General features: G+C 66.7%; 12 protein-coding genes. 5 read left to right on the top strand and 7 right to left on the bottom strand.

Annotation, left to right across the window (positions count from 1 at the left end; translation table 11 throughout):
* Positions 1-1,268, top strand: a 1,268-nt coding sequence (locus BGN95_RS18920) for a dicarboxylate/amino acid:cation symporter (RefSeq protein WP_353744719.1), incomplete at its 5' end; no start/stop codon positions are given.
* A 13-nt stretch (positions 1,269-1,281) separates the two neighbouring features.
* On the opposite strand, the gene BGN95_RS18915 is transcribed toward BGN95_RS18920, so the two are convergent.
* Complete coding sequence (locus tag BGN95_RS18915) at positions 1,282-1,833, bottom strand: cupin domain-containing protein (protein ID WP_286773672.1); 552 nt, start codon at positions 1,831-1,833, stop codon at positions 1,282-1,284.
* 150 nt (positions 1,834-1,983) lie between these two features.
* Here BGN95_RS18915 and aptA point away from each other — a divergent pair, with 150 nt between their 5' ends.
* Positions 1,984-3,303, top strand: coding sequence for an omega-aminotransferase AptA (gene aptA, locus BGN95_RS18910; RefSeq protein ID WP_286773671.1), 1,320 nt, complete (start codon positions 1,984-1,986; stop codon positions 3,301-3,303).
* A 58-nt stretch (positions 3,304-3,361) separates the two neighbouring features.
* Here the strand turns inward: aptA and BGN95_RS18905 are convergent, their stop codons facing one another.
* The gene (locus BGN95_RS18905) at positions 3,362-3,715 is read right to left on the bottom strand and encodes a c-type cytochrome (RefSeq protein WP_286773713.1); all 354 of its coding nucleotides are present in this window, start codon (positions 3,713-3,715) and stop codon (positions 3,362-3,364) included.
* Positions 3,716-3,869: 154 nt separating this feature from the next.
* Between BGN95_RS18905 and BGN95_RS18900 the strand changes: the two genes are divergently transcribed.
* From BGN95_RS18900 to BGN95_RS18890, 3 genes are read left to right on the top strand one after another with little or no spacing between them, the layout of a single operon-like run.
* Positions 3,870-5,762 carry an NAD(P)-binding protein gene (locus BGN95_RS18900; RefSeq protein ID WP_286773670.1) on the top strand — a complete coding sequence of 631 codons (1,893 nt, stop codon included), beginning with the start codon at positions 3,870-3,872 and terminating at the stop codon, positions 5,760-5,762.
* 47 nt (positions 5,763-5,809) lie between these two features.
* Positions 5,810-7,528, top strand: a complete 1,719-nt coding sequence (locus BGN95_RS18895) for an amidohydrolase (RefSeq protein WP_286773669.1) — start codon at positions 5,810-5,812, stop codon at positions 7,526-7,528.
* Positions 7,529-7,533: 5 nt separating this feature from the next.
* Positions 7,534-8,955: an amino acid permease gene (locus tag BGN95_RS18890; RefSeq protein WP_286773668.1), complete on the top strand. Its 1,422-nt coding sequence runs from the start codon at positions 7,534-7,536 to the stop codon at positions 8,953-8,955.
* Here BGN95_RS18890 and BGN95_RS18885 read toward each other — a convergent pair.
* The 5 genes from BGN95_RS18885 to BGN95_RS18865 form a co-directional block, all read right to left on the bottom strand.
* Positions 8,918-9,331: a c-type cytochrome gene (locus tag BGN95_RS18885; RefSeq protein ID WP_286773667.1), complete on the bottom strand. Its 414-nt coding sequence runs from the start codon at positions 9,329-9,331 to the stop codon at positions 8,918-8,920. The two genes, BGN95_RS18890 and BGN95_RS18885, sit on opposite strands and share 38 nt — an antisense overlap.
* A gap of 16 nt (positions 9,332-9,347) precedes the next feature.
* Positions 9,348-10,613, bottom strand: coding sequence for a PQQ-dependent sugar dehydrogenase (locus tag BGN95_RS18880; RefSeq protein ID WP_286773666.1), 1,266 nt, complete (start codon positions 10,611-10,613; stop codon positions 9,348-9,350).
* A gap of 21 nt (positions 10,614-10,634) precedes the next feature.
* The gene (locus BGN95_RS18875) at positions 10,635-11,540 is read right to left on the bottom strand and encodes an SMP-30/gluconolactonase/LRE family protein (protein WP_286773665.1); all 906 of its coding nucleotides are present in this window, start codon (positions 11,538-11,540) and stop codon (positions 10,635-10,637) included.
* Between the two features lie 105 nt (positions 11,541-11,645).
* Complete coding sequence (locus BGN95_RS18870; protein WP_286773664.1) at positions 11,646-12,086, bottom strand: cupin domain-containing protein; 441 nt, start codon at positions 12,084-12,086, stop codon at positions 11,646-11,648.
* A 32-nt stretch (positions 12,087-12,118) separates the two neighbouring features.
* Positions 12,119-12,338, bottom strand: a 220-nt coding sequence (locus BGN95_RS18865; RefSeq protein ID WP_286773663.1) for a hypothetical protein, incomplete at its 5' end; no start/stop codon positions are given.

The raw sequence follows: 12,338 nt of genomic DNA, 5'->3' as shown, positions 1-12,338 counted from the left end.
CGCTCGGCCTGCTCGCGCGCGATCTCGGCGGGGCGGACGGCGCGCTGGGCGCAAGCCTGCACACGATCGGCCAGATTTTCGTGCAATTGCTGAAAGTGCTGGTGCCGGCGCTCGTCTTCACCGCGATCGTCGGCTCGATCGCGGCGTTGCGCGATCTCCAGAATGCGGCGCGGCTGGTGGTGCAGACATTGTTGTGGTTCGCCGCGACCGCGCTGATCGCGGTGCTGATCGGGATCGCGTTGGGGGTGACGCTCCAGCCGGGGCTGCATCTGGCGGGAGCGGTCTCGGGTGCGGCGGCGCCCGCGACGACCGGGTCGTGGCTCGATTTTCTGAAGGGCCTGGTGCCGGCCAACCTGCTCGGTCTCAACGCGGCGACGACGCTCAAGGATGGCGCGGCGACGACCACGCTGGGCTTCAATGTGCTGCAGATCATCGTCGCGGCGATCGCGATCGGCACCGCGGCGCTGCGTGTCGGGGAGGCGGGGGCGCCGTTCCTCGCGTTCAACGCGTCGGTGCTGGCGGTATTCAGGCGCCTGCTCCGCTGGGTGATCGCGCTCACCCCGATCGGTTCGGCGGCGCTGATCGGCGATGCGGTGGTGCGCTATGGCTGGGGGACGCTGTCGTCGCTCGGTGCGTTCGCCGCGACGGTCTATCTCGGGCTCGCGCTGGTCTTGCTCGTCGTCTATCCGGTGCTGCTGCTCGTGCACGGGCTGAGCCCCGGGTGGTTCTTCCGCGGCGCGTGGCCGGCGATCCAGCTCAGCTTCGTCTCGCGCTCGTCGGTCGGAACCTTGCCGGTGACCGAGGAATGCGCCGAACATGGCCTCGGCATACCGCGCGCTTATGCCGCCTTCGCCGTTCCGCTCGGCGCGACGACCAAGATGGACGGCTGCGCGGCGATCTACCCGGCGATATCGGCGATCTTCGTCGCGCAATTCTTCGGCCTGCCGCTGCACCTGTCGGACTATGTGCTGATCGCATTCGTCTCGGTGCTCGGATCGGCGGCGACCGCGGGGCTGACCGGCGCGACGGTGATGCTGACGCTGACGCTTTCCACCCTCGGGCTGCCGCTGGAGGGGGCGGGGCTGTTGCTGGCGATCGATCCGATCCTCGATATGGGGCGGACCGCGGTGAATGTCGCGGGGCAGATGCTGGTCCCGACCATCGTCGCCAAGCGCGCGGGGTTGCTTGCGCCGGCGCCCGCCGCGCCGCCCGCGTCCTGGCATTCGGACGAAGGGCTCGGGGTGGGACGGCCGCGCTCCTCCCCGTAATTCGCCGGTGCGCCTAGAAGCTCGCGGGCGTGCACGCGCTCACCACGCGCGCGGGCACGTCGCCGATGCACCGGAACCGATGCGGGCGAAAGCTTTCGAAGGCATAGGCATCGCCCGCCAACAGGATCTGGCGCACGCCGTCGACGGTCACTTCGAGCTGCCCGGCGATCACCAATCCGCATTCCTCCCCCTCATGGGTCAGCGGGATGCGCCCGGTATCCGATCCGGGCTGATAACATTCCCACAGCATCTGCAATCGCTTCCCCGCCATCGTGTGCCCGACCTGGCGATAGGAGATCGGCCCCTTGCCGATCTCGACGAGATCGCACGCGCGATAGAAGAAGGTGGGTTTTTCCGGCAGTTCGAGCGCGAAGAATTCGGCGAGGCCGATCGGGATCGCTTCGAGGATGCGCTTGAGCGCGCCGACCGACGGATTGGTGCTGTTGGCCTCGATCAGCGAGACGGTCGAATTGGTGATCCCCGCGCGCTTGGCGAGCGCGCGCTGCGACAGCCCGGCGCGCTCGCGCACCTGCTTCAACCGGCCGCCGATATCGAGATCGTCCATCGCCCCTGACTCCGAACTGTTGAGGGTGTTCGATATACCGCAACATTATCGCGCGAAAGGCGGCGATCGCGGCATTTCCGCGGGCGCAAGAAAACGGCTTGTCCGGCGCGTCGTTTCGCGGTCTCTAACCGGGAGAGGAGCCGCCGGGACATGAACGATATCTCGAACAATTCGGGCATGCAGGCTTATTGGATGCCGTTCACCGCGAACCGCCAGTTCAAGGCCGCGCCACGGCTTCTCGCGCGGGCGCAGGGCATATATTATCAGAGCGACGACGGGCGCGGGGTGCTGGACGGCACCGCCGGCCTGTGGTGCGTCAACGCCGGGCATGGCCGCCGGCGGATCAGCGAAGCGGTGGCCGAGCAGCTCGATCGCCTCGATTACGCGCCGTCGTTCCAGATGGGGCATGACAAGGCGTTCGAATTCGCCGATCGCCTGAGCAGGATCGCGCCGGCGGGGCTCGATCGCATCTTCTTCACCGGATCGGGGTCGGAAAGCGTCGATACCGCGCTCAAGATCGCGATCGCCTATCAGCGCGCGATCGGGCAGGGGACGCGCACCCGGCTGATCGGGCGCGAGCGCGGCTATCACGGCGTCGGCTTCGGCGGGATCACCGTCGGCGGGATCGTCAACAACCGGCGGGGTTTTCCGACGCTTACCGGCGCCGATCATCTGCAGCACACTCATGATCCCGATCGCAACGCTTTCTCGCCGGGGCTGCCCGAACATGGCGCCGAACTGGCCGACGATCTCGAGCGGATCGTCGCGCTACACGGCGCCGAGACGATCGCCGCGGTGATCGTCGAGCCGGTCGCCGGGTCGACCGGGGTGCTGTTGCCGCCCAAGGGCTATCTCCAGCGGCTCCGCGAGATCGCCGATCGCCACGGCATCCTGGTGATCTTCGACGAGGTGATCACCGGGTTCGGCCGGCTCGGCGCCCCGTTCGCGACCGATTATTTCGGGGTGACGCCCGATCTCATGACGACCGCGAAGGGGCTGACCAACGGCGTCTTCCCGATGGGGGCGGTCTTCGCGCGGCGCGCAATCCACGATGCGCTGATGACCGGGCCGGAAAACGCGATCGAGCTGTTTCACGGCTACACCTATTCCGGGCACCCCGCAGGCTGCGCCGCAGGGCTCGCGACGCTCGATATCTATGCCGAGGAAGGGCTGCTGACGCGCGGCGCGACGCTCGGCGATTACTGGCGCGATGCGATGCACACGTTGCGCGACGCGCCGCACGTCATCGATATCCGCACGCTCGGGCTGGTGGCGGGGATCGAGCTTCGGCCGCGCCCCGATGCGGCGGGTGCACGCGCCTATGAGGCGTTCGTCGATTGTTTCAACCGCGGGCTGCTGATCCGTGTGACCGGCGACATCATTGCGCTGTCGCCGCCGTTGATCGTCGAGCGCAGCCATATCGACACGATCGTCGCGCAGCTCCGCGATGCGCTTTCCCGCCTTGCGTGAGGCGTGGATCACGATAGCGCGGCGCCGGGCGGGCGACGGCCGGCGACGGATTCCGGCGCTATTTCCGCAAAGTCTTCAGATAGGCGATGATCGCTTGGCGGTCGGCGGCACCGGGCACCGCGATCGGCATCTTGGTGCCGGGAACCAGCTTGCCCGGTGCGGCGAGAAAGCGATCGAGCTTCTCCGGGGTCCAGACGATCGCCGAGGATTTCATCGCCGGAGAATAAGGGTAAGCCGCGGCACCCGCCTTTCGCCCGACGATGCCGTAAAGATTGGGGCCGACGCGCACGCCGCCTCCTGCCGTCGCGTCATGACAAACCGCGCAGCGCTGCTTGAACGGCGCGTCGTTCGCGGCCTGCGCCTGCAGCGGGGTTGCCGCGACCAGCAGCGCGGCGCCGATCCATTTCTCCATCGTCACGCGAGCGAGCCTTTCCTGCCTCTGATTTGTGATCGCAGCTAGGGCTTAAGGCGATGAGCGTCAACTATCGGGACGGGATAATTTGACTCAATAGGTTGAGATCACAGACAAGGCTCGAAACGACCGATTGAGTCGACAGGAGACGGCAATGGCCATTGAGCGGCGGGACTTCCTGAACGGAGCGGCGATAGCGATCACGGGCATAAGCGTCGCGGCGCGCGCGGCGACGCCGGGTGCCGACGGCGCGCCGGCCAATCCGCCCGCGCTGGAGGGGCTGCGCGGCAGCGCGCCCGGCTCCTTCACCGTCGCGCACGGCGTCCGCGACGGCAAGGTCTATGATCTGGATAGCGTGCCGGTTGCCGAGGCCTATGACCTGATCATCGTCGGCGGCGGGATCAGCGGCTTGTCGGCCGCCTATTTTCATCGGCAGCTTTTCCCCCAGGATACTATCCTGATCCTCGACAATCATGACGATTTCGGCGGGCATGCGCGGCGCAACGAATTCGATGTCGATGGCAAGACGATCCTCGGTTACGGCGGCACCCAGTCGATCGATTCCCCGCGCACGCGCTACAGCGCGGTCGCCTCGAACCTGCTCCGCGATCTCGGGATCGAAATCGACAAATTCGCCACCGCTTATGATCAGGGCTTCTACGATCGCTATGGACTGGGTTCGGCGACCTTCTTCAAGAAGGAGGTCTATGGCGTCGACCGGCTGGTGCCGGGAATCCGCCGGCGCGGCGGAACGGTCGGCGATCCCGATGCGCAGGCGCCGCCCGACGCACAATCCGATGCGGCGACGCGCGCGATGATCGATCAGTTTCCGATGTCCGATCGGGCGAAGTCGCTGATCGCCGAGCTGGAGACATCGACGCGCGATCCGTTGGCGGGAAAGACGGTGAAAGAGAAGCGCGCGATCCTCGATCACATCAGTTACGAGCACTATATCCGCCAATATTGGGGCGCGACCGACGAAGTCGTTGCTTATTACCAGCAACGACTGGAGGGCCTGTGGGCGGTGGGCATCGATGCCTTGTCGGCGTCGCAGTCGTTCGGATCGGTGCCAGGCTCGCGCGGGCTGAAACTCGGCCGCGAGCATGACGAAGAACCCTATATCTATCACTTTCCCGACGGCAATGCGTCGATCGCGCGGATGCTGGTGCGGCGGCTGGTGCCGGGCTCGGCGCCGGGGAGCACGATGGAGGACATCCTGTTCGCCCGGTTCGATTATGCCGCGCTCGATCGCGCGGGCGCGCCGGTGCGGCTGCGGCTGCAATCGACCGCGGTCAAGGTCCGCAATGCGGGGGCGCATACCGAAGTGGGCTATGTGCGCGACGGGAAGCTGGTGCGCGCCAGGGCGCGCAATACGGTGCTCGCCTGCTATAACATGATGATCCCCTATATCCTCGACGGGGTGCCGGCGGCGCAGGCGGCGGCGCTGCGCATGAACGTCAAGGCGCCATTGGTCTATGTCAACGTCGCGCAGCGCAACTGGCGCGCCTGGGCGAAGCTGGGCATCGACACTATCCGCAATCCGGCGGGGATGTTCTCGTCGATGATGCTCGATTTCCCGGTGTCGCTCGGCAATTACCATTTCGCGCGCACCCCCGACGATCCGATCGTCGCGCATCTCATGTTCGTGCCGATCTCGCCGGGCAAGGGGCTCGACATGCGCGCGCAATTCCGCGCCGGCCACGCGCGGATCTATGCGATGAGCTTCGGTGATTTCGAACGCGGCATCCGGGATGAGATGACCCGCATCCTCGGCCCCGGGGGCTTCGATTTCGACCGCGACGTCGCCGGTATCACGGTCAACCGCTGGCCGCACGGCTATGCCTATACCGCGGACCCGCTGTGGGACGATCCGGCGGTGCAGGCCGAACGCGTCCGTGTCGCGCGCCTGCCCGTCGGCGGGGTCACGATCGCCAATTCGGACGCGGGATGGGATGCCTACACCAATGTCGCGATCGACGAGGCGCATCGCGCGATCGGCGAGATCGCGGCGATGCGGCGCGGTGCTGCCGCCACGAAGGCGGGTTGATTGGGCGCGCGGTGTCGCGCGCGGTCCGGACGAGGGGGAAGAGAGACATGGACAGCAGGTTGCAGCAGAACCGCCGGGGCTTCATCGGGCTCGCCGCAAGCGGCGCGGCCGGGCTGATCGGCGGCGGGTGGAGTAATGTCGCCGCGGCGTTGACCGGGGCCGACGCCGATCTGATCGTCCGCAACGCCAAGGTCTATACCGTCGACGACAGCCGGCCAACCGCGCAGGCATTTGCGGTGAAGGACGGGCGCTTCATCGCGGTCGGATCGAGCGAGGAGATCGCCGGGCTGGCGGGGCGGCGAACCACCGTCATCGATGCCAAGGGGATGACCATCACCCCCGGCTTCATCGATTGCCACAACCACGCATCGGGCAATTCGCTGCTGTATGACGTGCTGGTCGGCAATCCATTCGAAGTCGAATTCGTCACGATCGACAGCATCATCCAGAAGCTGCGCGCGCGGGCCGCGGAAACGCCGGGCGATAGCTGGATCCGCGGCGAATTCTACGACGATACCAAGATCAAGGATAAGCGCCCGCTCGATATCCGCGATCTCGACAAGGTGTCGACCACCCGGCCGGTTTCTGTGCGCCACCGCGGCGGGCACACGATGGTGTACAATTCCAAGGCGTTCGAGCTCGCCGGCGTGACCAAGGACACGCCCGATATGCCGAGCGGCACCTATGACAAATTCCCCGACGGTACATTGAACGGCCGGGTCACCGATCGCGCCAATGCAGTATTCGAAAAGGTCGGGCGGACGATCGATTGTTCCCCCGACGAGCGCGATCGCCGCGATCGCGAAGGCGCGGCGCATATCTCGCAGATGTTCGCCAGATATGGGTTGACCGGCGTGTGCCATCAGGGCGGCAATCTGCGCGCGATCCAGCAGATCCGCGCGCAGGACCGGCTGCTCCACCGGGTGAGTTACGAACCGGCGGCGGATGTCGTCGAGACGATGATCGCGGCCGGGCAGATGACCGGCTTCGGCGACGAATGGATCCGGCTGGGCGCGACGATCGAGCATACCGCCGACGGCTCCTTCTCCGAGCGGACGATGGCGCTCAGCGCGCCCTATCCGGGATCGACGACCGGCTATCGCGGCAATGTCACCGAAACGCAGGACGATCTGAACGCCTGGTGCGAACGCATGCACCGCGCCGGGATCCAGGTGAATTGCCACGCCAATGGCGATGTCGCGATCGATCATGTGCTCACCGCCTATGAGCGCGCGCAACGATTGCTGCCCAACCGCGACACGCGGTGGAAGATCACCCATTGCAGCCTCGTCAACGACGATCTGCTGCGGCGGATGAAGGCGCTCGGCGTCTCGCCCGCGCTGTTCAACACCTATGCTTATTACAATGCCGACAAATTCCACTTCTACGGCAAAGAGCTGATGAGCCACATGATGCCCTATCGCAGCATGTTGGACATGGGCATCCCCGCGTGCATCGGCTCCGATTTCCCGCCGGGGCCGTTCTCGCCGCTGATGGGGATACAGGGGATGGTGACGCGCACCGGCTGGAACGGCGAGACCTGGGGCGCCAACCAGCGGATCAGCGTTGCCGAAGCCATCCGCGTGAGTTCGCTCAACGGCGCCTATGATACGCACGAAGAGCATATCAAGGGCTCGATCACGCCGGGCAAGCTCGCCGATTTCGTCATGCTGGCGGACGATCCGCACGCGATCGATCCGTCGCGGATCAAGGATATCCAGATCGTCCGCACCGTCGTCGGCGGTCGCACCGTCTATCAGGCGTGAGCCGGGTGACCCATTTTCGGGACGGCGCGGCGCCGGCGCAACTGGGGCACAGCCTGCGCCGGCGGCATGTCGAGATGATCGCGATCGGCGGGATCATCGGCGCCGGGCTGTTCGTCGGCAGCAGCAGCGCGATCGCGATGGTCGGCCCGGCGGTGATCGTCAGTTATGCGGTCGCCGGGCTGATCGTGCTTTTCGTCATGCGGATGCTGACCGAAATGGCGGTGGCGGTGCCGGGGGAACAGGCCTTTCCGGAATTCGCGCGGCTGGGGCTCGGCCATTGGGCGGGCTTCATGAGCGGCTGGCTCTACTGGTATTTCTGGGTCGTGGTGGTCGCGATCGAGGCAATCGCCGGCGCCAATATCATCCACGCCTGGCTGCCGATGTTCGCCGTCTGGCAGATCGGCGTCGCGCTGATGGCGGTGCTGACCGCGGTCAATCTGCTGTCGACCCGCTCTTACGGCGAGTTCGAATTCTGGCTCTCGTCGATCAAGGTCGCCGCGATCCTCGCCTTCATCCTTATCGCGCTGGGCTATGTGACCGGGCTGACCAATCCGGCGGGGCCGACCTTCGCGAACCTCGTCGCGCGCGGCGGCTTCGCGCCGCACGGGTGGCCGGCGGTGCTGGCGGGCGTCACCAGCGTCATCTTCGCGCTGACCGGGGCGGAGATCGCGACGATCGCGGCGGCCGAATCGACCGAATCCTCGGGAATGATCGCGCGGATGACCAGCACCGTCGCGCTTCGCATCCTGATCTTCTACGTGCTGTCGATCGGGCTGATCGTCGCCGCGGTGCCGTGGACGGCGATCGTGCCGGGGATTTCGCCCTTCACCACCGCGCTGGCGACGATCGGCATCCCCGGCGGGGCGTGGATCATGAGCGCGATCGTGCTGGTGGCGGTGCTGTCGTGTCTCAACTCGGGGCTCTACGTCACCTCGCGCGTGCTGTTCGCATTGGCGGCGAGCGGCGATGCGCCGCAGGCGCTGGTGCGGGTCGGCCGGCGCAAGGTGCCGACGCGGGCGATCCTCATCGCGAGCATCTTCAGCTATGGCGCGCTCGCGGCGTCGGTCCTGTCGCCGACCCTGGTCTTCACCTTTCTGGTCAACGCCTCGGGCGCGATCATGCTGGTGATCTACCTGTTGATCGCGGCCTCGCAATTGCGGTTGCGCGCGCGGCTGGAGCGCGAGACCCCCGAGCGGCTCTCGATCCGCATGTGGTTTCATCCCTGGGGATCGCTCGCCGCGATCGCGGCGATGGCGGCGGTCCTCGTGACAATGGCGCTGACCCCGGACCTCTCAGCGCAATTCTACGCCAGCCTCGCGCCGATCCTCATGATCGGTCTCGCCCTCTCGCTGGTCCGCCGCCGCCGGAAAGCCCGCGGCGCGAGCGCTGCTACTTCGCCCGCCCGGCGCTCGGCTTCGCGATCTTGATCGCATCGAGGGCCGCCGGATCGGCGATCGCGGTGGCCGGGACATCGCCGCCGTTCACCTTCTGGAAGAAGACGACGAGCGCGATCGCCTCGGCCGGCTTGAGCGACCCCGGATCGTCCATCGGCATCGTCGAGACGATCTCGTCGTACAAAGCGCGCGCGGGGCGGCCGTTCCAGTGCGACCAATAAGCCTCGCCCGCCAGCGCCGGGCCGCCGCCGCCGGTGAGCTTCGCGCCGTGGCACGCGGCGCAGCGGCCGGCATAGGTCTGCGCACCCGCGGCGGCTTGTTGCTCGCCGCTTGGCGACCCGGTCTGCGCCGACGAGGCGCCGGCGAGAAGCACCATCCCGCCGAGCCCGGCGATCATCTTCCGCTGCACAATTCCCTCCTGCTCGTTATCGCCGCGCTGCGCGGGCGGTGACTTTCGGGGTCAGGCGCACGAGCTTGCCGGGATTGGCATCCTCGACGGCCCACAAGGCGCCGTCGGGCGCTTCGGCGATGTCGCGCACGCGAAAGCCCAGCGCCCAGCGCTCGGCCGGTTTCGCCTTGCCCGCCGCGTCGAAGGTGACGCGGTTGAGCGACATGCTCCCCAACCCGCTGATCAGTGCCGAGCCGCGCCACCCGCGGAACAGCGCGCCGTGATAGAACATCAGATTGCCCGGCGCGATCACCGGGGTCCAATAGATCACCGGCTTTTGCAGATCGGGGCGCGTATCGGGGCTCGGGATCGGCACGTCGTCGTAATTGACCGCATAGGATACGAGCGGCCAGCCGTAATTCTTCCCCGGCTCGATCAGGTTGAGCTCATCGCCGCCCTTGGGGCCGTGCTCCACTTCCCACAACCGCCCGTCGGGCGCGAAGGCCAGGCCGTAAGGGGTGCGATGCCCGCTCGTCCAGATTTCCGCGGGCGCCTGGTTGATGCCGGGCACCTTATAGGTCTGGATGACCGGGGCGGTCTTCGCCGCTTCGGTATCCTTGGGCGGATCGATCAGCGTCAGCGTCGCGGCCCCCGTGCGGCCAGCTCCCGGATTGCCCGGCGCGGGCTTGCCGTCGAGCGTCAGCCGCAGGATCTTGCCGAGCGGGCTATCGGGGTTCTGCGCCGGGGTCATGCGCTGGCGATCGCCGACCGTGAGGAACAGATATTTGTGATCGGGCGAGAAAGCGACCGCCGCGCCGAACTGCCCGCCTTTGCCCCTGGGCATGTCGCGCCAGATCACGTTGAGATGATCGAGCCGCGCCTTGCCCCCTTCGATCACCAGTTTCGCATGCGCGAGCGCAAGGCCCGAGCCGCCCTCGCCGGGCTCGGCATAGGTCAGGTAGATGCCGTGATCGGCGGCAAAGGTCGGCGCGGTATAGACGCCGAGCATCCCGCCCTGTCCCTTGAAGAGCACCGCGGGGGCGCCCGCGACCGGCACTTTTGCGCCCTTTTGCGTGACGAGCCACAGCCCGCCCGGCTTTTCGGTGACGAGCATCCGGCCGTCGGGCAGAAAGGCGATGCGCCACGGCGTGTTGAAGGTGGCGACCGGGGTGACCGTGAAGGGGAGGGTGGACTCCGGCTTGATCGCGCCGGCGTTGATCTGCGCCGCGAGCGGGGTGGCGGTCAGTGCCATCAGGGCAGCGGCGATGGCGGGCATCGACCGGTCGATCGGAAAATGGTTCATGCGAGCTCGCCTATGTCTCTTTTACGGGAAGGGAATTTGCTGCAGCGAGGTCTCTATCGCATCTGCGCCCGCTTGTCCCAATAGGGAGAAATCGGCGGTCGAGACGATCGCGCGCTTGCCGACCACCGCGACCGAGGTGGGGTTCTTCGGCAGCCCCTCGGCGATCGTGCGGACTGCGGCCTGATCGCCCGCGACGATGAGCTCGTCGATCCGGCCGCCGCCCTCGGCGAGCGCGAAGCGGTTGCGGCCGATCGCGCGCATCCCGTCGGGGCGTTCGAGCGGTTGCGAGAGGGTGATTGGCTGGATCGTTGCCGGACCGTTGCCACTATCGGTCGCGATGCGGAAAAGCTTGCCGCCGCGGAAGGTGTTGACCAGCAAGGCGCCGTCATCGAGCAGCGCGAGGCCGTCGGCCGAGGCGAGTTCCGGCGCGGCCGCGATCACGGTGAACGCCTCCGCGCCGGGGCGCAACCGCAGGACGCGCCCGCCCGCGAAATCGGTCGCATAGACCGTGCCGTCGGGGGCGACCGTCATGTCGTTGCAGCCGCCGTCGAACGGATAGCGCCGGCGCTCCGTGCCCGTCGCGAGATCGAAGGCGCGGATCGAGGCCGGCCCCTTGGCGCCCTGCGGGCCGGGGGCATAGGTGCAGGCCCAGAGCATATTGCGGCGATCATCGGCGAAAAGCCCCATCACCCGGCTTGCCTCCTCGGGGCGGAGCGTGATCCACGGCGTCGCGACGGCCGCGCGCGGCGCGGCGCGATAGATCACCGCCTTGTGGACATTGCCCGCGAAGATCGTGCCGTTGCGGCTGGCGGTCAGGCTTTCGGGGAAGACCCCGCGGTCGGCGATGCGGATCGCGGGCGATCCCGGCGGCTGCGCCGCGATCGCGATACTCCAGGCGGCGGCGGCAAGAAAGATCGGCTTGAGCATCGTCCCCATCTCGCATCATCCGCGCCGGATGCCGAGCAAAAAAAGGGCATGAAACCGCCGGCGGTGGTTGGGAGGGAATGGGCCGGCGGTCTCATGCCCAGTGCGCTACATTCCTTTGCCGGTGCGCGAATAGATCACATAATATTTGGTATAGCCCTCGGTATCCCATTTGCCGCGCCATTCCGCGGGAAGGATCACCGCATCACCCGCTTCGAGCCTGGTCACCTCGCCGTCGAGCGAGGTCAGCGTCACGCTGCCGCTGGTGAAGAGCATGAATTCGTCGACGCCGTAATCGCGTTTGGTGGCGTCGAAATGGCTCGGCCCGGATTTATACATGCCGCTTTCGAATTTCTGGTCGCTCGACTTCATGACGATATTGTCGAGCGTGGTATTCGCGCCGTGCGATTCCCTGACGACTTTCGGCTGGCTGAAGATCGGCCCGGCGGCATCTCCCTTGGAAATCTTGTGCGGGTGAATGACCTCGGCCGAAGCGGTGCCGAAGCCGACGGCGGCGGCGGCCGAAATCAGTGATAGTGCGATGCGCATGACGGCGATTTCCTTCGGGAATGGAGCGATGATCATTGGCGATAGGCGATCGTCAGTCCGATCGTCCGCGGGCGCAGCGTCTCCTGCGTGAAGAGCAGCGAATCCCTGTTCTGGTGGCTGTAGCCGATCCGCGGGGTCGCATTCAGCAGATTGTCCGCGAAGATCGAGACGTTGAGGCCGCCGATGATCGCGCCCATCCGCATCGTGACCTGGGTCCGCGCGCTATCGGCCAGCGCCAGCGGATCGTAGGAC

This window comes from Sphingomonas sp. 66-10, assembly GCF_001897045.1.
GTDB lineage: Bacteria > Pseudomonadota > Alphaproteobacteria > Sphingomonadales > Sphingomonadaceae > Sphingomonas > Sphingomonas lycopersici.
Note: the sequence above shows the minus strand (reverse complement) of the source record. Positions and strands in the feature narration are given on the sequence as shown.